Annotated in this window: 21 protein-coding genes; 5 read left to right on the top strand and 16 right to left on the bottom strand. The window is 62.3% G+C overall.

The window, feature by feature from the left end; all coding sequences use genetic code 11:
• Positions 1-313: 313 nt before the first annotated feature.
• The 3 genes from C9E81_RS01480 to C9E81_RS01490 are packed head-to-tail and all read right to left on the bottom strand — an operon-like array spanning position 314 to position 3,449.
• On the bottom strand, positions 314-1,705 hold the full coding sequence (locus tag C9E81_RS01480; protein ID WP_122110541.1) for a TRAP transporter large permease: 1,392 nt from the start codon (positions 1,703-1,705) through the stop codon (positions 314-316).
• Positions 1,706-1,709: 4 nt separating this feature from the next.
• Positions 1,710-2,390 (bottom strand): TRAP transporter small permease, encoded by a 681-nt coding sequence (locus tag C9E81_RS01485; protein WP_122110542.1) that lies wholly within the window; start codon positions 2,388-2,390, stop codon positions 1,710-1,712.
• Between the two features lie 54 nt (positions 2,391-2,444).
• Entirely contained in the window at positions 2,445-3,449 is a 1,005-nt protein-coding gene (locus C9E81_RS01490; protein ID WP_122110543.1) for a DctP family TRAP transporter solute-binding subunit, read from the bottom strand.
• Between the two features lie 202 nt (positions 3,450-3,651).
• Between C9E81_RS01490 and C9E81_RS01495 the strand changes: the two genes are divergently transcribed.
• Together C9E81_RS01495 and C9E81_RS01500 are read left to right on the top strand one after the other, a co-directional pair.
• Entirely contained in the window at positions 3,652-6,495 is a 2,844-nt protein-coding gene (locus tag C9E81_RS01495; RefSeq protein WP_122110544.1) for a valine--tRNA ligase, read from the top strand.
• Positions 6,496-6,517: 22 nt separating this feature from the next.
• On the top strand, positions 6,518-6,886 hold the full coding sequence (locus C9E81_RS01500; protein WP_122110545.1) for a nuclear transport factor 2 family protein: 369 nt from the start codon (positions 6,518-6,520) through the stop codon (positions 6,884-6,886).
• On the opposite strand, the gene C9E81_RS01505 is transcribed toward C9E81_RS01500, so the two are convergent.
• From C9E81_RS01505 to C9E81_RS01515, 3 genes are read right to left on the bottom strand one after another with little or no spacing between them, the layout of a single operon-like run.
• Complete coding sequence (locus tag C9E81_RS01505; protein WP_122110546.1) at positions 6,887-8,002, bottom strand: pyridoxal phosphate-dependent aminotransferase; 1,116 nt, start codon at positions 8,000-8,002, stop codon at positions 6,887-6,889.
• A gap of 38 nt (positions 8,003-8,040) precedes the next feature.
• On the bottom strand, positions 8,041-8,277 hold the full coding sequence (locus C9E81_RS01510; RefSeq protein ID WP_122110547.1) for an Lrp/AsnC ligand binding domain-containing protein: 237 nt from the start codon (positions 8,275-8,277) through the stop codon (positions 8,041-8,043).
• Positions 8,278-8,310: 33 nt separating this feature from the next.
• Entirely contained in the window at positions 8,311-9,684 is a 1,374-nt protein-coding gene (locus tag C9E81_RS01515) for an MATE family efflux transporter (protein WP_425010590.1), read from the bottom strand.
• Positions 9,685-9,935: 251 nt separating this feature from the next.
• Between C9E81_RS01515 and C9E81_RS01520 the strand changes: the two genes are divergently transcribed.
• Genes C9E81_RS01520 through plsY form a run of 3 tightly spaced genes read left to right on the top strand, consistent with a single transcriptional unit; the run spans position 9,936 to position 12,765 of the window.
• Positions 9,936-10,898: an aspartate carbamoyltransferase catalytic subunit gene (locus tag C9E81_RS01520; protein ID WP_122110548.1), complete on the top strand. Its 963-nt coding sequence runs from the start codon at positions 9,936-9,938 to the stop codon at positions 10,896-10,898.
• Positions 10,895-12,187 carry a dihydroorotase gene (pyrC, locus tag C9E81_RS01525; RefSeq protein WP_122110549.1) on the top strand — a complete coding sequence of 431 codons (1,293 nt, stop codon included), beginning with the start codon at positions 10,895-10,897 and terminating at the stop codon, positions 12,185-12,187. Before C9E81_RS01520 ends, pyrC begins: the two co-directional genes overlap by 4 nt.
• Positions 12,184-12,765, top strand: coding sequence for a glycerol-3-phosphate 1-O-acyltransferase PlsY (gene plsY, locus C9E81_RS01530; RefSeq protein ID WP_122110550.1), 582 nt, complete (start codon positions 12,184-12,186; stop codon positions 12,763-12,765). The genes pyrC and plsY overlap by 4 nt, the downstream gene beginning before the upstream one ends.
• A 3-nt stretch (positions 12,766-12,768) precedes the next feature.
• Here plsY and C9E81_RS01535 read toward each other — a convergent pair whose 3' ends face one another.
• The 10 genes from C9E81_RS01535 to uvrC form a co-directional block, all read right to left on the bottom strand.
• Positions 12,769-13,197, bottom strand: a complete 429-nt coding sequence (locus C9E81_RS01535) for a hypothetical protein (RefSeq protein ID WP_122110551.1) — start codon at positions 13,195-13,197, stop codon at positions 12,769-12,771.
• Between the two features lie 93 nt (positions 13,198-13,290).
• The gene (locus C9E81_RS01540) at positions 13,291-13,545 is read right to left on the bottom strand and encodes a hypothetical protein (protein ID WP_122110552.1); all 255 of its coding nucleotides are present in this window, start codon (positions 13,543-13,545) and stop codon (positions 13,291-13,293) included.
• Positions 13,546-13,609: 64 nt separating this feature from the next.
• On the bottom strand, positions 13,610-14,980 hold the full coding sequence (locus tag C9E81_RS01545) for a glutamate--cysteine ligase (RefSeq protein WP_122110553.1): 1,371 nt from the start codon (positions 14,978-14,980) through the stop codon (positions 13,610-13,612).
• A 164-nt stretch (positions 14,981-15,144) separates the two neighbouring features.
• Positions 15,145-15,654 (bottom strand): hypothetical protein, encoded by a 510-nt coding sequence (locus C9E81_RS01550; RefSeq protein WP_122110554.1) that lies wholly within the window; start codon positions 15,652-15,654, stop codon positions 15,145-15,147.
• Positions 15,651-16,493 (bottom strand): GNAT family N-acetyltransferase, encoded by an 843-nt coding sequence (locus C9E81_RS01555; RefSeq protein ID WP_166461784.1) that lies wholly within the window; start codon positions 16,491-16,493, stop codon positions 15,651-15,653. The genes C9E81_RS01550 and C9E81_RS01555 overlap by 4 nt, the downstream gene beginning before the upstream one ends.
• A gap of 40 nt (positions 16,494-16,533) precedes the next feature.
• On the bottom strand, positions 16,534-16,968 hold the full coding sequence (locus tag C9E81_RS01560) for a molybdenum cofactor biosynthesis protein MoaE (protein ID WP_122110556.1): 435 nt from the start codon (positions 16,966-16,968) through the stop codon (positions 16,534-16,536).
• A gap of 3 nt (positions 16,969-16,971) precedes the next feature.
• The gene (moaD, locus tag C9E81_RS01565; RefSeq protein ID WP_122110557.1) at positions 16,972-17,223 is read right to left on the bottom strand and encodes a molybdopterin converting factor subunit 1; all 252 of its coding nucleotides are present in this window, start codon (positions 17,221-17,223) and stop codon (positions 16,972-16,974) included.
• Positions 17,213-17,845: a CDP-diacylglycerol--glycerol-3-phosphate 3-phosphatidyltransferase gene (gene pgsA / locus C9E81_RS01570; RefSeq protein ID WP_122110558.1), complete on the bottom strand. Its 633-nt coding sequence runs from the start codon at positions 17,843-17,845 to the stop codon at positions 17,213-17,215. Before pgsA ends, moaD begins: the two co-directional genes overlap by 11 nt.
• A 123-nt stretch (positions 17,846-17,968) precedes the next feature.
• Positions 17,969-18,355 (bottom strand): hypothetical protein, encoded by a 387-nt coding sequence (locus C9E81_RS01575; protein WP_122110559.1) that lies wholly within the window; start codon positions 18,353-18,355, stop codon positions 17,969-17,971.
• A gap of 185 nt (positions 18,356-18,540) precedes the next feature.
• Entirely contained in the window at positions 18,541-20,391 is a 1,851-nt protein-coding gene (uvrC, locus tag C9E81_RS01580) for an excinuclease ABC subunit UvrC (protein ID WP_122110560.1), read from the bottom strand.
• Positions 20,392-20,685 lie beyond the last annotated feature (294 nt).

The following is a 20,685-nucleotide window of genomic DNA, read 5'->3' on the forward strand; positions in this document are numbered from 1 at the left end:
CGGCAAGGAAAAGCCGTCCCACCGCGGATGCCCGATACGGTGAGCCGTGGAATGGCCTTTTGTAATCAAGCCGTTTCGGACAACTGCAAGAAATGATCACGCCGTCGACCCGGATTTTCCGTTGCGATTCCTGCTCGGTCCGGGCCTTGTCTCCCAAGGCCGGATACGCGCCAGCAGGAAATGGAATCGCCATGCTTTAGGGCTGAACGGTTATCGCAATTTGAAACACCAAACCCCCGGCATTGGCGGCCGGGGGCTTTTCTTTTTCGTGGAAACAATCCCCGGGGCCATGCCCGGCTCATTGCGAGGCGCCCTATTTGATGATCACTTCCGGCCCCATCATGGTCGTCGGCAGCCAGGTACTGAGCCAGGGAACATAGGTCACGAGAATCAGGAACAGGAACAGCACCGCCAGGAAAGGCGCTGCGGCCTTGATTACCCGGACCATCGACATCCCCGCCACACCCGAGGTCACGAAGAGGTTCAGACCGACCGGAGGTGTCAGCATCCCGATCTCCATGTTCACGACCATGATGATACCCAGATGGATCGGATCGACACCCAGTTCGAGCGCGATCGGGAAAACCAGCGGGGCCACGATCAGGATAAGGCCCGACGGCTCCATGAACTGACCGCCGATCAGCAGGATCACGTTAACGACGACAAGGAACATGATCTTGCCAAAGCCCGCGTCCAGCATCAGCCCGGCGACATGCTGCGGAATCTGCTCGTCCGTCAGAACATGCTTGAGGATCAGCGCATTGGCGATGATGAACATCAGGGTGATGGTCAGCTTGCCCGCGTCGAGCAGCACGTCGCGGGTGCCCGGATGGAAGAACACCGTCACCAGCGCCTGCGGTTTCTGCCATAGCGGAATACGCCGGTCGCCATCGCGCAGCGGCCCCATATCGCGATAAATGAACATCGCCACGATGAAGGCCCAGACAGACGAGACCGCGGCAGCTTCGGTCGGGGTGAAGATCGCCTTGATGCGGGTGCCGGGAATACCGTAAAGCCCGACCATGATGATGACGATAAGCATCAGGCCCCAGAAGGCCTGGGCGAAGCTTTCCCATATCTCGCGCCAGCCCTGCCATTGGCCGCGCGGCATGTTCTTCCAAAGCGCGATGCCAAGAATCGTCACCATCAGCATGCCGCCTGCGACCAGTCCGGGAATGACACCCGCAAGGAACATCCGTCCGACCGAGACATCTGTGGCGCTGGAATAGACAACCATGACGATCGAAGGCGGGATCAGAATACCCAATGTGCCCGCGTTGCAGATTACGCCAGCGGCGAAATCCTTGGAATAACCCACCTGACGCATCGCCGCGATCACGATGGAGCCAATGGCGATCACCGTGGCGGGGGACGATCCGGACAGGGCGGCAAACATCATACAGGCGAAAACCCCCGCGATCGCCAGCCCGCCCGGGAAATGCCCCACGCAAGCGATAGAGAAACGGATGATCCGCTGCGCCACGCCTCCCGTGGACATGAAGCTGGATGCGAGGATGAAAAAGGGAATCGCCAGAAGCGTCGCATGCCCCTCCATCGCATTGTAAAGCGTCTGCGCGATCGAAGCGAGCGAGGTGTTTGAATACCACAGAAGGAACAGGGTAGAGGACATGCCGAGCGAGATCGAGATCGGCACGCCGATCAACATGAACCCGACGATCAGGAAAAACAGGATTGCGATATCCATTAACTCAGTCCTCGCGTTTCATGTGGCGCAGGTCCTCGATCGCGTCCTCGGCCTCATGGCTGACGATCAATCCGTCACGTTCGCCCTTCCAGATGTGCCACATGGCCTGTAGCAACCTGTAAAGCAGCAGGGCCACACCGAGCGGAAGGGCGAAATAGGGGATGAGACGTGGCAGCTTTTCATAAGCCTCGCCCTGATTGAAGGCGTCTCCCATCCAGGCCAGAACGCCAGGCATTGGAATCTGGTCGGTGGTGTAGAAGGCGCGATCGCGGGTCTCGGCGAAGCCGGTCGGAAACCAGCGTCCCGAGGTTTGCTGAAATCCTGCGAATGGCGCCCAGTAGTCATAGGCGCCCTTGAGCAGCAACACCGCGTAGAACACGCAGATCGCCCCCGCCGCCAGGGCCAGTATGCGACGCGCAGCCGGAGGCAGGATATTGATCACCGCATCGACGCCAAGATGCGCGTTCACCTTGATCGAATAGGACATGCCGATCAGCACCAGCCACGCGAATAGCGCCAGCACCGTCTCCAGCCCCCAGATGAGCGAACTCTGGAACAGGTAGCGCAGGATAACGTTCACGAATGTCAGGACAGTCATCAATCCCAACAGGATTGCGATCAGGTTCTCTTCAAGGCCGTTGACAAAACGGCCCACCGGACCGCGGGGCACGTATCGATGGCTCATCGACTCCTCCGGAACTAGGTGGCCCGCCCCGGAGCGGGGCGGGCCTGCTGTCGATCAGTGCTTTTCGTTGATGGCCTGAACGGCGTCGATGTTTTCCTGGCCGACACCTTCGGCGAACTGTTCCCATACGGGCTTCATCGCATCGACCCATGCCTGGCGCTGTGCGTCGTCGAGTTCGCGCACCTCGGTCCCGGCATCGATGACGGCCTGGCGCGCCGCCATGTCAACCTCGTTCACGGCGGCGTTCCGCTCTTCGGTGACTTCGTGCAGAATGGTCAGCATCTGGTCACGCATCTCGGGATCGAGGCTGTCCAGCCAGTCGATCGAGGCGACGACCAGGTAATCAAGGACACCATGATTGGTCTCTGTCACGCCATCCTGAACCTCGAAGAATTTCTGGCCATAGATATTCGCCCAGCTGTTTTCCTGCCCGTCCACGACGCCGGTCTGCAGTGCGCCGTAAACCTCGGAAAAGGCCATCGGCTGAGCCGAAGCGCCAAGCTGCTCGATCATCGCGACCAGCACGTCCGAAGGCTGCACGCGGAATTTAAGACCCTTGGCGTCTTCGGGACTGATCAGCGGCTTGCTGGCCGAGAATTGCTTCATCCCGTTATGCCAGAATTCCAGACCGGACAGACCACGACGCTCCATCGAGGCTTTCATCGCCGTTCCGGCCTCTGACGCCTGGAATTCGTCCACCGCCTCGATGTTCTTGAACATGAAGGGCAGGTCGTAGATCTGGAAAACCTTGGTGAAGGTTTCGAATTTAGACAGCGAGGGCGCGGCCAGTTGCACATCCCCCTGCAGCATAGCCTCCAGCACGGCATCGTCGTCGTACAGGGTCGAGTTCGGATAGACCTCGACACACATCTTGCCGTCCATCTCGGCATTCACGCGTTCGGCGAAAAGCGCGGCGGCGATCCCCTTGGGATGCTTGTCGCTATTGGTGACATGGCTGAACTTGACCTTGACCTCTTCACCGTCGCATCCCGCCGGGTCGGCTGCGGCAGCCCCCGCCATGAGCGCGAGACCACAGGTTGCAATCAGCAATTTTTTCATCGATTTTCCTCCCATTGAAACATCGTGACTGGGCGTGTTGGCCCGTTTTTACCTACCTCGCCATCACAACGGCACTGCCCTGTTGAAGCAAGCAAAATCTTGTAAGTGTTTTCCGCAACTGGACTGGAACGCGGTGCTTGCATAGTCTTGGCCTTTCCGCTCCGCTTAGGTAATCGGGTGCCCAAGCAAAGGGATCGCCGAAATGAGCATGGAAAAGAGTTTTGACGCAAAGGCCGCCGAGGCCCGCATCAGCGCAGAATGGGAAAAGACGAATGCCTTCACCGCCGGGGCCAATGCCTCGCGGTCCGAGACTTTCACGGTGATGATCCCCCCGCCCAACGTGACCGGCAGCCTGCATATCGGCCACGCGTTCAACAACACGCTGCAGGATATCCTCGTGCGCTGGCACCGGATGCGCGGCTTTGACACGCTTTGGCAGCCGGGGCAGGACCATGCGGGCATCGCCACGCAGATGGTCGTGGAGCGGCAGATGATGGAGCGGCAGGAGCCGAACCGGCGCGAGATCGGCCGCGATGCCTTTGTCGACAAGATCTGGGCATGGAAACAGGAATCCGGTGGCACGATCATCAACCAGCTCAAGCGCCTCGGTGCGTCGCTGGACTGGTCGCGCAACGCCTTTACCATGTCGGGCGCCCCAAGCGCCCCCACAGGCGAAGAAGGGAATTTCCACGATGCGGTGATCCGGGTTTTCGTGGAACTCTACAACAAGGGCATCATCTATCGCGGCAAGCGGCTGGTGAACTGGGACCCGCATTTCGAGACCGCGATCAGCGATCTTGAGGTCGAGAACCGCGAGGTCCCCGGCCATATGTGGCATTTCAAATACCCGCTGGCGGTCAATCCTGAAACTGGTGAACGCGAGACCTATGAATATGTCGAGCGGGACGAGGACGGCAACATCACCCTGCGCGAGACCCGCGACTATATCTCGATCGCCACGACCCGTCCGGAGACCATGCTGGGCGACGGGGCGGTCGCGGTTCACCCGGACGACCCCCGCTATGCCCCCATCGTCGGCAAGCTGTGCGAGATCCCGGTGGGACCAAAGGAACACCGCCGCCTGATCCCGATCATCACCGACGAATATCCCGATCCGGATTTCGGCTCTGGTGCGGTCAAGATCACCGGGGCGCATGATTTCAACGATTACGGCGTGGCGACCCGCAACGGCATCCCGCTTTACGCGCTGATGGATACCAAGGGCGCGATGCGCGTGGACGGGCTGTCCTATGAGGATAGCGCCGCCATCGCCACCCGTGCCGCGAATGGCGAGGATGTGGGCGATGTCTCGGCGGTCAACCTCGTCCCCGAAGAGCTGCGCGGGCTGGACCGCTTCGATGCCCGGAAGCGCGTGATCGCGGCGATCACCGAAGAGGGGCTGGCCGTCACCGATGCCGAGGGCGCGCCTTTCGTCGAGAACAAGAAGATCATGCAGCCCTTCGGTGACCGCTCGAATGTGGTGATCGAGCCGATGCTGACCGATCAATGGTTCGTGGATACGAAAAAGATCGTGCAGCCCGCCATCGACGCCGTGCGCGAGGGCCGCACCACGATCCTGCCCGAGCAGCACCAGAAGGTCTATTTCCACTGGCTGGAGAATATCGAGCCCTGGACGATCAGCCGTCAGCTTTGGTGGGGGCACCAGATCCCGGTCTGGTATGACGGCGAGGGCAACCAGTATTGCGCCGCGACCGAGGCAGAGGCACAGGCCCAGGCTCCGGGCAGGAACCTGACCCGCGACCCCGACGTGCTCGACACGTGGTTCTCATCCGGTCTCTGGCCCATCGGCACGCTCGGCTGGCCCGAGGATACCGAGGCGCTTCGGAAATATTTTCCGACCGATGTGCTGGTGACGGGCTTCGACATTATCTTCTTCTGGGTCGCCCGGATGATGATGATGCAGCTTGCCATCGTCGAGAAGGAACCCTTCCACACCGTCTATGTCCACGGGCTGGTGCGCGACGAAAAGGGCGCCAAGATGTCCAAGTCCAAGGGCAACGTCATCGATCCGCTGACCCTGATCGACGATTTCGGCGCCGATGCACTGCGCATGACGCTGGCCTCGATGGCGGCGATGGGGCGCGATCCGAAGCTGGGGCCGCGCCATGTCGAGGGCTTCCGCAACTTCGTGACCAAGATCTGGAACGCCTCCCGCTTTGCCGAGATGAACGGGGTTCGCGGCGGAGGCGGGCGCCCTGCCCCGCGCCACACCGTCAACCGCTGGATCATCGGGGAAACCGCCCGTATCCGCATGGCCACTGACGAGGCGCTGGCAAGCTATCGCTTCAACGACGCGGCGAACGGGCTTTATGCCTTTGTCTGGGGCAAGGTCTGCGACTGGTATGTGGAATTCGCCAAGCCGCTGTTCGATGGCGAATATGCCGATGAAACCCGCGCCACGATGGGCTGGGTGCTGGATCAATGCTACCTGATGCTGCATCCGGTCATGCCTTTCGTGACCGAAGAGCTCTGGTCGCTGACCGGCGAGCGCGGCAAGATGCTGGTCCACGGCGACTGGCCGGAATATGGCGCCGAGCTGATCGACGCAGATGCCGACCGCGAGATCAACTGGGTCATCTCGCTGATCGAGGACATCCGCTCGGCCCGCGCCCAGATGGGGGTTCCGGCAGGCGCGAGGCTGGACCTGATCGTGACCGAGGCCGATGCCGCCGCAAGCAGGGCGCTGACCGCCAACGCCCCCCTGATCGAGCGGCTGGCCCGCGTCAACGCCCCGCAGGACGGCGTGGCGGGCAAGGGCATGATCGCCGTTTCCGCACAGGGCGCCAGCTTTGCCCTGCCCATTGGCGACGTGATCGATGCCGCGGCCGAAACGGCGCGGCTGGAAAAGTCATTGGCGAAATCGGGAAAGGACGCCGATGGATTGCGCAAGCGGTTGAACAATCCAAAATTCGTCGAAAACGCGGATGCGGAAGTGATCGAGGAAACCCGCGACAAGCTCATCGCCCTGGATGACGATATCTCCCGGTTGCATGCCGCACTGGCGCAGCTGGAGGCGATGCGCTGAACACCATGTGAAGGATGTTTAGATGGACCTGGCATCTGACGAAAAGGAAACACTCGAAGCACTGGAGGAAACGCTCTGGCGCGCAGAAACCCGATTTGATTGTGCGCTGATGGATCGCATATTCGCTTCCGGCTTTGTCGAAATCGGCAGGTCCGGGCGCCGCTATGAAAGGGCCGAGATGATATTCGACTCCGGTCCGGACGCCGTGATCAACGCCACGCTTCCCCTTCCCGACTATTCCGTAGAACTCATCGCTCCGAATATCGCTCTGGCAACCTACATAAGCGAGGTGCGATATGGTGATAACCTCGAACGGGGGCGCCGCTCATCGCTTTGGACGAGAAAAAACGGGCGGTGGCAGCTACGCTTTCACCAGGGAACAGCGTGCTGATCAGGCTTCAGCACGTCGCATCTCGGCCAGGACCTTCGGCAGCGCCTCTGCCAGTATCTCGAGTTCCGCCGCAGGGGCGCAACTGACCCGTATGCAACGGTTCAACGGCGCGACGCCCGGCATGCGGATGAAGACGCCGTCTTCCTCCAGCCGATCGACGAGAGCGCGTGCAAACCTACCGTCTTGTCCGGTATCGACCGCGACGAAATTCGTGGTCGAGGGCAATGCGCTCATCCCGTTTTCCACTGCGATCAGGGAGATACGGTCCCGGGCGGCGGCAACCTCGCGCTGGACATGAACAAGCCAGTCCCGATCCAACAACGCGGCCAGGGCACCGGCCTGGGCGATACGGTTGACGCCGAAATGGTTGCGGATCCGCTCGAAGCCCGCAATCAGTTCGGGATGGCCCATGGCATAGCCGATCCGCGCGCCCGCCATTCCATAGGCCTTTGAAAAGGTGCGCATCCGGATAACGCGCGGATCATCGGCGGCGATTCGGGGAACCGCCTCCGCGGGGGCGAATTCGACATAGGCCTCGTCCAGAAGCAGCAGCGCGCCTTGGGGCAGCTCATCCAGCATCGCCTCTATCGCGGTGCCGTCATGCCAGCTTCCCATCGGGTTGTCCGGGTTCGACAGATAGACCAGCCGCGCATCGACCTGATGCGCGCGGGCGGCCAGAGCCCCGATATCTTCGCGATCATCGCGATAGGGCACCTTGTGCAGAACGCCACCAAATCCCGCGACATGATAGTTGAAGGTCGGATAGGCCCCGTCCGAGGTCACCACCGCATCCCCCGGCGCGATCATCAGCCTGACCAGCAGGCCCAGGAGCCCGTCGATCCCCTCGCCGATCACGATATTCGCGGCTGGCATATCCAGATGCACCGAGAGCGCCTCCAGCAGGTCATGGCTGGTCGAATCGCCATATTGCCAGATCCCGGCCACGGCGCCGCACATCGCCTCGACGGCCTTGGGACTGGGACCGAAGCCATTCTCGTTCGCGCCAAGACGGGCCGCGAAGGGGCGGCCCCGCTGACGTTGCAGCGTCTCGGGACCGATAAAGGGAACGGTGGCAGGCAAACCTGCGGGGATCGGGGCGAAATGCGGTATTTTCATGCCCCGAGACTCGCCCATTTCAACCCGCCCCGCAAGCGTCAGAACGCACGGAAGGTCATCGTCGTGAGCGTGCGGCTGATATGGGGTATGTCGAACAGGCGCTCAGACAGGAAGCGGCCGACATCCTCCTCTTCTGGGATATAGACCTTGGCCAGCAGGTCGTAATCGCCCGAGGTCGAGTAAAGCTCGCTGACGATCTCGCGGTCATAGATGGCTTCGGCGACCTGATAGGTCTTGCCGGGCTCACAGCGGAACTGAACGAAGACGGGACGCATGGTTGACCTCCTGATGATCGACGCGGGGGCAGGTTAGACCGCCGGTTGCGTGCGGGTCCAGTCCCCCTGCGCATGGCCGCGCCAGAAGCGCAGCAGCAAAAGGACGGCAGCGAAGGAAAGGCCGAAAACAAGCCCCAGCCACAGGCCCCGCGCGCCGATACCGGCGACAAAGGCCAGCCCGTAGGCGACCGGCATTCCAACCACCCAATAGCTGAAGCCCGCGATCCACATCGGCACCCGTGTGTCATGCACCCCGCGCAGCAATCCCAACGCCACCACCTGCAGCGCATCGGTCAGTTGGAACAGTGCGCCGTAGAACAACAGCCCCGCGCCGATGGCGACGATCGCGGGCCCTTGCGGCTCTGCCGGGTCCAGGTAAAGGCTTACCAGCGCCTCGGGGAAAACCAGGTAAATGGCGATAGCGACCACCGCGACGGCCATCGACAATCCTATCACCGTCACCGCCGCATCCCGCATCCAGACGGCGTCGCCCCGTCCCTTGGCCTGCCCGATCCTAACCGTCGCGGCGTTCGACAGGCCCAGATGCGCCATGAAGGTGATCGAGACGATCTGCAATGCGATCCCGTGCGCCGCCAGTTCCTGCGTGCCGATCCAGCCCATCATCACGTTGGAGGCCACGAACAGCCCGCCCTCTGCCGTCATGGTCAGTCCGATCGGCCAGCCGAGCCGGGCCACTGCGAAGAAGGCCTGCCAGTCGGGACGCCAGAACCGCTGGAACAGGTGATATTTCCGCGCCATCGGCAGCCATTCACAATAGGCGACAAGCATCACCAGCTGCGCCATCTGCACGCTGAGGCTGGCGATGGCCGCCCCCTGCACACCCAATTCGGGCGCGCCCAGATTGCCGAAGATAAGCAGCCAGTTGAGCCCGATATTGAGCGGCAGTCCCGCGACGGTGATCCACATCACCACCTGCGTCCGCTCCAGCGCTGCCAGATAGGAGTTCAGCGTCAACCCGGCCAGCATCGGCAACAGCCCCCACCCCGCGATGCGCAGGTAATCCTGCGCCAGCGCAGACACGGTTTCCGTCTGCCCAAGCGCAAGCAGGATCGGCCGGGACCACCACATCAGCGGCATGACCGCCAACGCGAATATTCCCGACAACCACAGCGCCATGCGGGTGGAACGACGGGCCTCGGTCTCGTCCCCGCGCGCGATGGCGGTGGCGATCAGCCCCATCACACCGGTGCCAAAACCCATGCCCAGGAAAAACAGGATGATCAGGAAGGAGGTGGCGATGACCAGCGCCGCAAGCGCCTCGACGCCATACCACCCGACCATGACCGTATCGCTGACGCCGATGGCCATGCGCGCCAGATGGCTGCCGATCAGGGGCAGCCCAAGCGACAGGGTCGCGATAATATGCGGGCGGTAGCGGTGCATCATATCGCCATAACCGGGCTTGCGGGGGCAGGCAATCGTGGAGTTTGCAGGATGTGCAGTAATGCGCATCCTTCGGCGGATTAGCCCCCGGTTTCCAGGTGGGATACGAGAGTAGTTCAGCGCGCAATGACGGACTCAGCCATTGCAGGATTCTATGACGGATTCCCCGATGTCCCCGTTTCACGGCCACCCTTGCCGCAACCCGCTGCATCTGCAATAGAAGGCCTGATCCCGACCCGAGTCCGAGGCCGCCCATGACCTTTCGCGCCCGTCACCTTCTGGGCATCGACCATCTCGCGCCTGCGGAAATCACCACCTTGCTGGATCTGGCCGAGGAATATGTCGCCCTGAACCAACGCACGGTGAAACATTCCGACGCGCTGGCGGGAATGACCCAGATCAACATGTTCTTCGAGAATTCGACCCGCACGCAGGCCAGCTTCGAATTGGCCGGCAAGCGGCTCGGAGCCGATGTGATGAACATGGCCATGGCGCAATCCAGCGTGAAGAAAGGCGAGACGCTGATCGACACCGCGCTGACGCTGAACGCCATGCATCCCGATCTTCTGGTCGTGCGCCATGGCCATTCCGGCGCGGTGAACCTTCTGGCCGAAAAGGTGAACTGCGCCGTCATCAATGCCGGTGACGGGCGGCATGAACACCCCACCCAGGCATTGCTGGACGCGCTGACCATTCGCCGTGCCAAGGGCAGATTGCAGCGGCTGACCATCGCCATCTGCGGCGATATCGCCCATAGCCGGGTGGCGCGTTCGAACCTGATCCTGCTGGGCAAGATGGAGAATCGCCTGCGGCTGATCGGGCCCTCAACGCTGATGCCCTCGGGCGTGGAAGAAATGGGGGTCGAGCTTTACGAGGACATGCGCGAAGGGCTGAAGGGCGCCGATGTGGTCATGATGCTGCGCCTTCAGCGCGAACGGATGGATGGCGGCTTCATCCCTTCGGAGCGGGAATATTACCACCGCTGGGGGCTGGATGCCGAGAAACTGGCACTGGCCGCCGATGACGCCATCGTCATGCATCCCGGTCCGATGAATCGCGGTGTCGAGATCGACGGCACCATCGCCGACGACATCAATCGCAGCGTCATCCAGGATCAGGTCGAGATGGGCGTTGCCGTTCGCATGGCGGCACTGGATCTGCTGGCCCGAAACCTGCGCGCCGAACGAGGACGCGTGGCGGCGGAGGTGACTGTATGAGTGCGGATACGACTATCCTTTTCACCAATGCCCGCCTGATCGATCCCGAGGCGCAGAGCGACGCACCGGGCAGCCTTCTGGTCAAGGACGGCCGGATCGAGGGGATCGGTGCCCCTGATGAGCCTGCCCCCGAAGGCGCGGGTGTAATCGATTGCGGTGGGAGGGTGCTGGCCCCCGGACTGGTCGATTGGGGCGTCAAGATCGGCGAACCGGGAGAGCGGCACAAGGAAAGCTTCCGCAGCGCCGGGCTGGCCGCTGCCGCAGGGGGTGTGACCACCCTGATCGCCCGTCCCGACACATTGCCGCCCATCGATACGCCGGAATCACTGGAATTCGTGACGCGCCGTGCCATCGATGCGCCGGTCAACATCCGCCATATGGCGGCCCTTACCAAGGCGCGCGAAGGCCGCGAGATGGTCGAGATCGGCTTTCTGACCGACCTTGGCGCGGTTGCCTTCACCGATGGCGTCCGCGTCGTCACCGACACCAAGCTGCTGTCGCGCTGCATGAGCTATGCCCGCGGCACCGGCGCACTGATCGTCGGCCATCCGCAGGATGCGGGGCTGTCGAAGGGCGCGGCGGCGACCAGTGGCAAGTTCGCCTCGCTTTACGGCATCCCCTCGGTATCTCCCATGGCAGAGGTGATGGGGCTGGACCGCGACCTGTCGCTGGTCGCCATGACACGCTGCCGCTGGCATGCCGACCAGATCACCACGACGCGCGCCCTGCCCGCGCTGGCCCGCGCCCGCGATGCCGGGCTGGACGTGACAGCGGGGATCTCGATCCACCACCTGACGCTGAACGAATATGACGTCGGCGATTACCGCACCTTCTTTCGTTTCACTCCGCCGCTGCGCTCGGAAGAGGACCGGCTGGCGATGGTGCAGGCGGTGGCGGATGGCGCGATCGACGTAATCGCCAGTTTCCACACCCCGCAGGACGAGGAATCCAAGCGCCTACCCTTCGAAGCCGCCGCCCCCGGTGCGGTCGGGTTGCAGACATTGCTGCCAGCGGCGATGCGGCTTTACCATCAGGGCGGGCTGTCGCTGCCGCAACTTTGGCGGGCGCTGGCGCTGAACCCGGCCCGCAGGCTGGGGCTGGAGGCCGGGCGGCTGAGCAAGAACGCCCCCGCCGACTTGATCCTGTTCGACCCCGACGCACCCTTTGTGCTGGATCGCTTCAAGCTGCTGTCGAAATCCAAGAATACCCCCTTTGACGGCGCCCGGCTGGAGGGGCGCATTCTGGGCACTTGGGTTGCAGGCAAGCGCGTATTCGGAGGCGGGAAATGAGTTTGATCCTGTGGACGGTGCTCGGTTACCTGCTTGGTTCGATCCCCTTCGGTATGGTCATCGCGCGGCTGCTGGGATTGGGCGATTTGCGCCAGATCGGCTCGGGCAATATCGGGGCGACCAATGTGCTGCGCACGGGCAGCAAGCGCGCCGCATTGGCGACGGTGCTACTGGATTCGGGCAAGGGCGCGCTGGCGGTCCTGCTGGCACGCTATTTCGCCGGTGACGTCGCGGCCATGCTGGCGGGCGGGGCTGCCTTTCTGGGCCATTGCTTTCCCGTCTGGCTTGGTTTCAGGGGCGGCAAGGGCGTCGCCACCTTCCTTGGCACCCTGATCGCGTTGCATTGGCCCCTGGGGCTCGGCGCCTGCGCCATCTGGCTGCTGACCGCGATCATCAGCCGTATCAGCAGCCTTTCGGCATTGATTGCCGCAGCTTTCGCACCAGTGCTGGCATGGGCAATGGGACGAAGCGATCTGATCCTGATCTGCCTGTTCATCACAGCGCTGATCTTTATCCGTCACAAGACCAATATCACCCGGCTGCTGGACGGATCGGAACCGCGGATCGGCAGAAAGTAACCTTCAGCGTTTCGCGACAAGCATCTTGCCCTCGGGACGGGAGGGGCGCTGAGGCGCGGCGATTGTTTCGGGCTCCGGTTCTTTCGGTGTATCGCGTATCTGGCTTGTCGTGAGAGAACGTGCAGGCCCGACAGCCTCAGCCGCCATACCTCCCCGATTTGCCATCCGCTGCAGCGCATTTGCTCCACGCCGCGCCGAGGCCGCGATGGACATCAGCGCCAGACAAGCCCCGGCCAGCAATATCAGCGCCACAGCTCCGATCAAGCCGGCATAGATCGGCAGCGGCGGCACACCCTCGGCCTGACGGACAAGCGTGACCACTGCCGCAACCAGGGCCAGCAGCCCGATTACGAATACCGCGCCCACCAATCGTTGCACCCAACCCATCAGATCCGCCCGCATCACACCCTCGGCCACATATCCATTTTCCATCGGGTGCCACTGGCGGCAACTCTTTTCAAGCGGGCAAGGCGATGCGGGCGGTCACCTTGTCGTGCGTCGTCTTGCAAGCCCTGTCCGAAAGGATCAGGAACGCGCGTTCAACTGCTCGATCGCCTCGGCGGTGCGGCGGGTATTGTTGTAAATCCCCAGCCCCAGATAGATCATGCCCCCCATCAGGACCAGATAGAACGCACCGATCACCCAGACTATCAGGCCCTGCAGGAAACCGCCCTGAGCACTGAACATGGCGACAAAGCCGGATATCACCACCGCAATCGCCCCGATGACGATCACCACATTGATGATCCGCTCCATCCAGAGAATGAAAAAGTCACGCATCCAATAATCTCCATAAACTCTCACGATACCGTGAGGCTGTCATGGGGAAGATGGGGGCGCAAGTTCAGTATGAGTATTCGGCATAGATTTTCGACAGGTCGCCCTGCCAGTCGCCGTGATATCTTTCCAGCAGCTCATCGGCTGGCACCTTGCCGGTATCGACGCTTTCCCTGAGCGCGTTCAGGAAATGCGTCTCGTCCGGAACCAGCCCCCCCGCACCTTCACGGCGGCGGTTCTTCAGCCCCTGCTCGGCGATGGTCAGCACCTCCCGCGCCAGATCATGCAGACGAATGCCGCCCGCCTCTCCGGCAAGGGCATGCTTGCCCGCCGCGCGCCGCAGCCCCTCGCGGGTCTCGTGATCCCAGCCCTTGACCAGGTCCCAAGCGGCATCCAGCGCCTCCTGATCATAGGTCAGCCCGACCCACAGGGCCGGCAATGCGCATAGCCTGCGCCAGGGGCCGCCATCGGCACCGCGCATCTCGATGAATTTCTTGACCCGGGCCTCGGGGAACACCGTGGTCAGGTGATCGGCCCAGTCCGACAGCGTCGGGATCTCGCCCGGCAGTGCCGGAAGCCTGCCCTGCAGGAAGTCGCGGAAACTCTGGCCAAGCGCGTCGATATAGCGCCCGTCGCGATAGACGAAATACATCGGCACATCGAGGACGTAATCCACCCAGGCATCATATCCGAAACCGTCCTCGAAAACGAAGGGCAACATTCCCGTTCGTGCATCGTCCAGATTCTGCCAGATATGCGCGCGCCAGCTTTTCATGCCATTGGGCTTGCCGTCAAGAAAGGGCGAATTGGCAAACAGCGCATTCGCCACCGGTTGCAGCGACAGCGCCACGCGCAGCTTTTGCACCATGTCGGGTTCAGAGGCGAAATCCAGGTTCACCTGCACGGTGCAGGTGCGATACATCATCTGCTTGCCCAGGGTGCCGACGCGATCCATGTAATCGGTCATCAGCCGGTAACGCCCCTTGGGCATCATCGGCATCTGATCCTGCGTCCAGATCGGCGCAGCCCCAAGGCCGATGAAGCCCGCGCCGATCTCGTCGGCGACGGTTTTCACCTCGGCCAGATGCTGGTTCACCTCGTCGCAGGTCTGGTGGATCGTCTCCAGCGGCGCACCGGACAGTTCAAGCTGCCCGCCGGGTTCCAGGCTGACATTGGCGCCATCGCGTTCCAGCCCGATGATATTGCCCTGTTCATGAACCGGGCTCCAGCCAAACCGCTCCTGCAGGCCGGTCAGCATCGCCTTGATCGAACACGCTCCCTCATAGGGGAGCGGTAGCCGCTTGTCCTTGCAATAGCCGAACTTCTCGTGCTCGGTGCCGATCCGCCACGCGTCGCGGGGCTTCTCTCCGGCGGCGAGATAGGCAGCCAGTTGATCGCGGTTTTCGATCGGGCCTCCGCCCTGTTGGGGAATGGACATGGGAACGGGGCCTTTCCAAGGTTACCGGTCGGTCACAGGTGGCAACAGGCGAGGCGCAAGTCAACCCGCCTCGGACCGGTTCCGCATTTGGTCGGAACCGTTTCACCATTACCGCGATGGCAGGGGCACCGTGCGTCGCCGGCAACCCCTTCGCTCCGGCGGTGCTACCCTCCGGGTCTCCGCCAGACGGTGCGGACAGCGTCTCCCTGTTCCGCGACATGCGACAGGGCCGCCGAAAGCGCACCCATGTCCAGCCCCGGCAGGGCAGTGAAGGCATGTGCCAGCCCATCAGCACCGGCTGCGTCAACCGGCACCAGCAAAGCCTCCTGAGTGCTTGAGCGCAGCCGCCAGTAGCCGCGGCCCTTCAGGCGCAGCAACCGGATCTCGGTCAGGTCACGCAGGGCGATCTCGCCCCCCAGCACGGTTGCGCCGTAATAGCGGATGGCGCCTTCGTCGATCTCGACCACGCCCGGTGCCCCGACCTGCCGGCGAAAGGGCAGACGCCGCCATGCGCCAATCAGCAGTGCAACCCCGACCAGAACGGTCAACGCCCCGACCAATGCAAAGAACCAGCCGCCCCGCAGGATCAGCCAGAGACCGGCCAGCGTCACGGCGGCGGCGATCAGCGCCTCGGACCAGCGGGACAACGCTATGCGCAGTTCGGGGCGAATCATGTTCCGATCTCGACCGGGTTTTCGTGGATAACGATCCGCATCCGGCCTGCCGGCAGGAAGCCGATGGCCCTGTAGGCGCGAGCCGCGTCGTTCGAGGCGGCGAAAAGCATGGCGCGGGTAATGCCCCGATCGCGATGATCGGCCAACAGCTTCGCAACTGCCCGCCGTGCCAGGCCCCGCCCCCGCAGCCGTGGCGGCGTATAGACTCCGCCGACCTGCACCAGCCCCGGCAGGCTTGCATTGATCCCCGCCAGCGAGACCGGATGTCCCCCCTGCCACAACAACCTGTGACTGTCGGTCCGCAACCATTCGTCAACCTCGCCCGCGGCACCTTCTGCCGCCATCTCGGGCCGGTCGCCGAGAATCTCGACGCGATAGGCCGCGCGCCACTCGCACAAGACCCGCCTGTCGTTCGGTGTCAGGCGGCGCAGGGTGAAACCTGCGGATTCGGGCAGGACAAGATCGACAAGCTCCAGACGGAAACAGGGTTCTTCCCGGTCCAGTATCGTGGCGGTATCAGATATATGCAGCGCTTCGCGGATGCGGGCGATTTGCGCCGATGCGCCATTCATCCCGGCAACCCGGTGCCCGGCAAGAGCAGCCTTCAGCCCGGCCCAATCCGCATCGCCCGCATCCCGCATCTGCGGGAGCAGGACATGATTATTCGTCAGGCCGACGAAACCGCGCCAGTCCTCCGTGCGCCACATGCGCAACGAGCGGGGATCTTTACCCGCAAGCCCGTGGTGGCGCAGGTTGGATTGCAGAAAGATCGGACCCTCGGCGTGAATATCGAGCATCGCGAGGGCGCGCTGCCGGTCTGTCCAGGCAACCGGGATCATGGGTGGCTGTGGCGGACAGGTATTTGAACAAAGAAGAAGATCACCACCGCGCCAATGCCTCTTCATCGCTGGTTTTGGCTTCCACCCATTCGCCGCTGCCATCGTGGGCGATTTCGCGCTTCCAGAAGGGTGCACGGGATTTCAACCAATCCATCAGGTAATCGGCGGCATCAAATGCCGCGCGGCGATGCCGGGCGGCGGTGGCGACCATCATGATCTGCTCGCCTACGGCAAGATGCCCGTAGCGGTGAATGATCCGCCAATCCGTCAGATCGAAGCGCCCGGCGGCTTCCTGCCCGTAATCGTTCAGGGCCCGTTCGGTCATGCCGGGGTAATGCTCGATCTCCAGCGCGGTCATCCGGCCGCTATCGTCGCGCACGATGCCACAGAAAGTCACCACGGCCCCGGCGCCCTCGCCAAAGCCGCGCATCTCGGCGGCCAGATCGAACGGAGCACTCTGAACGCGGGCATTCATGGCTCAGCCTCCGGTCATGGGCGGAAAGAAGGCCACCTCACGGCTTCCCGCCAGTTGCGTGTCCAGATCGGCCAGTTGCTGATCGACTGCGCAGCGCACCGCCGACATGTCGGCAAAGGCTGCGGCGTGCCATTCGTCGCGGACAGCAAGTTCGGCCACCAGGTCACGGATGGTGGCAGCCTCGGTCTCGATGCGTTCGCGGGGCTGGCCGACCCGTTCGCGCAGCCAGGCGAAATAGAGGATATCAAGCGTCATCTTCAGGCTCCCGCAAATAGGGCAGCGCCTTGGTGAAATATTCCCAACCGGTCCAGCCGGTCAGCGCCGCCGCCAGCCAGATCAGCAGCAGGCCAAGCTGGGTGGCAAGGTCGGACCAGCTGTCGGACCACGGCAGTTTCCCCTCGCCGACCAGCGGTGGGCGGCCATGTTCTACATAGGCAAGGCCGGTGCCCAGGAACAGCACGGCGATGGCAACCATCTGGAACGTGGTTTTCCATTTCGCCAGCCGGGTGACTTTCAGCAGCCTGGCATTCGCACCCAGGAATTCGCGCAGGCCCGAAACGAAGACCTCGCGGAACAGGATAACAGCCGCTGGCAGGATAAGCCACGGGTTCATCCCCGAATAGCCGGTGATGACCACGATGGCGATGACCACCATGGCCTTGTCGGCGATCGGATCCATCGCGGCGCCGAAGCGGCTTTCCTGCTGCCAGGCACGGGCCAGATAGCCATCGAACCAATCGGTGATGGCGGCAAGCATGAACAGCGCCAATGCCGCCCAATCGGCCCATGGCCGGTGAAAATACAAGAACATCAGCGGCACGGCAGGTGCCGCGATCAGCCGAAGCATGGTGAGGATATTCGGAAGGTTCCAGCGCATGCGGGCAAGCTAGTCTTTGCCGAGGCGCTTGGAAAGAGGCACCGTTGTCACGAATTCAGTAAATGATGGTAAAGCGTAGCACAGCGGTAACGGCCGCACCGGATCGATGGCGGCGCCCCCGGGTCAGGAGGCACCGTCCAGTTCTTCGGGATAAAGCTGGTAATCGCGATCGCCAATAGTCAGTTTGACCGCCTTGATACGGTTCTCGCCGAAATGATGCGTGCAGCGGCCGACGACAGAGATCGGGTCGCCGGGTGTGGCAAGCGCATCCTCCAGCCCGGTTTCACGGTTACGGCTGTGGCCGCCCAGTTCGATGGTCCAGTTCACGCCATCGCTGGCGCGAACCTGCAATGTCGGGTCGCTGCCCGAGATGTTGATATCGGTGATCGTGGCATCCAGCCGGGTCAGTTCGTCCTCGAAATCCGACCAGCGATCATCCGACAGCCCGTCATCGGGTGAAAACAACCGCGTTCGGATCACATTGATGCCGAAGCATGGGAAATGCGGCATGGCAGCCTCCTTCTGCGAAACGGGTGAGCAGGTGGTCACATTAGCGCGATTCTGGTTAACGGAAGAGGTATCATAACACCAACACAACCAGAAGCGGCATTCGGAACCTGACAATACCGGGCAAGTTCAGGAAATTCCGATAAAAAGAATTCAGAACACGAATCGGCGATATTTCGCCGAACATGTCACCCCTTGGCGTGGAAATGATCATAGACTTTCTGCGCCATCGCCGCAGAAATGCCCTCGACCGCCTGCAGATCGGGCAGCCCCGCCCGGCTCACCGCCTTGGCGCTGCCGAAATGCGCCAGCAATGCGCGTTTACGTGCGGCACCTATGCCGGAGATCTCGTCCAGCGGGTTGGCCATCACCGATTTGGCCCGCCGCGCCCGATGCGTGCCGATCGCCCAGCGATGCGCCTCGTCACGCAACCGCTGAACGAAATACAGCACCGGATCATTCATCCGCAACGCGAAGGGACGCTTGCCGGGGCGATGGAACTCTTCTTTGCCGTGATCCCGGTCCACTCCCTTGGCGACACCGATGACGGGCATGTCATCGACGCCCAGTTCAGTCAGGATGCTTTCGACCGCGGAGACCTGCCCCGCGCCGCCATCGATCAGCAACAGGTCGGGCCATGCCTCGGTCTGCCGGTCGGGATCCTCCTTCAGCAATCGCTGGAAGCGGCGGGTCAGAACTTCTTTCATCATGCCGAAATCGTCGCCCGGCGTGATCTCGGTGCCCTTTATGTTGAACTTGCGATACTGGCTTTTGACATAGCCTTCCGGTCCGGCGACGATCATGCCCCCCACGGCATTGCTGCCCTGGATATGGCTGTTGTCATAGACCTCGATCCGGCGCGGCGCGGCAGGCAGGTCGAAGGCCTCGGCAACTCCCGCCAGCAGCTTTTGCTGTGCCGCGCTTTCGGACATGCGGCGGGCAAGGCTTTCGCGGGCGTTGCGCAGGGCGTTGGTCACCAGTTCGAATTTCTCGCCCCGTTGCGGCGCGAGAACCTCGACCCTGCGCCCCGCCCGCTGACCCAACACCTCGGCGGTCAGTTCCGGATCCTCGGGCGGGTGCGACAGCAGGATCATCCGGGGCGGCGGCTTGTCGTCATAGAACTGCATCAGGAAAGCCTGCATCACCTCGTCCTGCGATTCCGCACCGCCGAGACGCGGATAGAAATCGCGATTCCCCCAGCTTTGATTGCCGCGGATGAAGAACACCTGCACGCAGGCCTGTCCGCTTTCCATATGCAGCGCGATGATATCGGCCTCGGCCACGCCGCGCGGGTTGATGGCCTGCACGGATTGCACAGCGGTCAGTGCCTTGATCCGATCGCGCAGGGCGGCTGCGCGTTCAAACTCCATCGCCTCCGATGCCTCGGCCATCTCGCGCGCAAGCGTCGCCTGGATATCGGTTGACTTGCCCTGCAGGAACCGCTCGGCATCCGATACCAGCCCGGCATAATCCTTTTCCGAGATCCGGCCCACACAGGGGGCACTGCAGCGTTTGATCTGATAAAGCAGGCAGGGGCGAGTGCGGGATTCGAACACCGAGTCCGTGCAATTGCGCAGCAGGAAGACCCGCTGCAACTGGTTCAGTGTGCGGTTCACTGCCCCTGCGCTGGCGAAGGGGCCGTAATAATCGCCCTTCTCGGACTTGGCGCCGCGATGCTTCTTGATCTGTGGGAAGGCATGCGACTTGGCGACCAGGATGTTGGGAAAGGACTTGTCGTCACGCAGCAGCACATTGTAGCGCGGCTTGAGCTGCTTGATCAGGTTCTGCTCAAGCAGCAGCGCCTCGGTCTCGGTTCGGGTGGTCAGGAACATCATCGAGCAGGTCTCGCGGATCATCCGCGCGATCCGCGCCGAATGCCCCGAGGGACGCGCGTAATTAGACACCCGCGCCCTCAGGTCGCGCGCCTTGCCGACGTAAAGCACCGCCCCCTGCGCATCCAGCATCCGGTAAACCCCGGGGCTGCGCTCGAGCGTGCGAAGATAATCCTGGATCAGCGCGTGGCCGGTCTTTTGGTTCATGGCATCAGATTGGTGATTCCCGCCTCGGGCTGCAAGTTCCCGAGACCGAATGCAAGCGTTAACCTTTCCACGGAATCTGTGGATAACTCTGTGGAGAGGCTGTTAGGGGGCAAGGCTTTGTCCTGCAATTGTTACGGTTTTGTTACCGTGCCTAAAAGTTAAGCAATAATTAACTTGGTTGAAAACAAACATTTTTTTATCTTCGCTCGCCAAGAGGCTGAAAAACAGGCAAGAATCTGTAATTCGCGTGAGCGGGATTTTCCACGGTGGACAAGAGGTGACGTCAAGCAGTTT

The organism is Paracoccus alkanivorans, assembly GCF_003697785.1.
GTDB lineage: Bacteria > Pseudomonadota > Alphaproteobacteria > Rhodobacterales > Rhodobacteraceae > Paracoccus > Paracoccus alkanivorans.

Excerpts from the sequence above, each read along its gene's own strand:
- C9E81_RS01515 (WP_425010590.1), bottom strand. The coding sequence starts at position 9,684 with ATGATGCACCGCTACCGCCCGCATATTATCGCGACCCTGTCGCTTGGG.
- C9E81_RS01555 (WP_166461784.1), bottom strand. The coding sequence starts at position 16,493 with ATGATCCCGGTTGCCTGGACAGACCGGCAGCGCGCCCTCGCGATGCTC.
- C9E81_RS01520 (WP_122110548.1), top strand. The coding sequence starts at position 9,936 with ATGACCTTTCGCGCCCGTCACCTTCTGGGCATCGACCATCTCGCGCCT.
- C9E81_RS01550 (WP_122110554.1), bottom strand. The coding sequence starts at position 15,654 with ATGATTCGCCCCGAACTGCGCATAGCGTTGTCCCGCTGGTCCGAGGCG.
- C9E81_RS01495 (WP_122110544.1), top strand. The coding sequence starts at position 3,652 with ATGAGCATGGAAAAGAGTTTTGACGCAAAGGCCGCCGAGGCCCGCATC.
- C9E81_RS01480 (WP_122110541.1), bottom strand. The coding sequence starts at position 1,705 with ATGGATATCGCAATCCTGTTTTTCCTGATCGTCGGGTTCATGTTGATC.
- moaD (WP_122110557.1), bottom strand. The coding sequence starts at position 17,223 with ATGACGCTTGATATCCTCTATTTCGCCTGGCTGCGCGAACGGGTCGGC.
- C9E81_RS01560 (WP_122110556.1), bottom strand. The coding sequence starts at position 16,968 with ATGAATGCCCGCGTTCAGAGTGCTCCGTTCGATCTGGCCGCCGAGATG.
- pgsA (WP_122110558.1), bottom strand. The coding sequence starts at position 17,845 with ATGCGCTGGAACCTTCCGAATATCCTCACCATGCTTCGGCTGATCGCG.
- C9E81_RS01490 (WP_122110543.1), bottom strand. The coding sequence starts at position 3,449 with ATGAAAAAATTGCTGATTGCAACCTGTGGTCTCGCGCTCATGGCGGGG.
- C9E81_RS01575 (WP_122110559.1), bottom strand. The coding sequence starts at position 18,355 with ATGCCGCATTTCCCATGCTTCGGCATCAATGTGATCCGAACGCGGTTG.
- pyrC (WP_122110549.1), top strand. The coding sequence starts at position 10,895 with ATGAGTGCGGATACGACTATCCTTTTCACCAATGCCCGCCTGATCGAT.
- C9E81_RS01540 (WP_122110552.1), bottom strand. The coding sequence starts at position 13,545 with ATGCGTGACTTTTTCATTCTCTGGATGGAGCGGATCATCAATGTGGTG.
- C9E81_RS01510 (WP_122110547.1), bottom strand. The coding sequence starts at position 8,277 with ATGCGTCCCGTCTTCGTTCAGTTCCGCTGTGAGCCCGGCAAGACCTAT.
- C9E81_RS01535 (WP_122110551.1), bottom strand. The coding sequence starts at position 13,197 with ATGGAAAATGGATATGTGGCCGAGGGTGTGATGCGGGCGGATCTGATG.
- C9E81_RS01505 (WP_122110546.1), bottom strand. The coding sequence starts at position 8,002 with ATGAAAATACCGCATTTCGCCCCGATCCCCGCAGGTTTGCCTGCCACC.
- C9E81_RS01545 (WP_122110553.1), bottom strand. The coding sequence starts at position 14,980 with ATGTCCATTCCCCAACAGGGCGGAGGCCCGATCGAAAACCGCGATCAA.
- uvrC (WP_122110560.1), bottom strand. The coding sequence starts at position 20,391 with ATGAACCAAAAGACCGGCCACGCGCTGATCCAGGATTATCTTCGCACG.
- C9E81_RS01500 (WP_122110545.1), top strand. The coding sequence starts at position 6,518 with ATGGACCTGGCATCTGACGAAAAGGAAACACTCGAAGCACTGGAGGAA.
- plsY (WP_122110550.1), top strand. The coding sequence starts at position 12,184 with ATGAGTTTGATCCTGTGGACGGTGCTCGGTTACCTGCTTGGTTCGATC.
- C9E81_RS01485 (WP_122110542.1), bottom strand. The coding sequence starts at position 2,390 with ATGAGCCATCGATACGTGCCCCGCGGTCCGGTGGGCCGTTTTGTCAAC.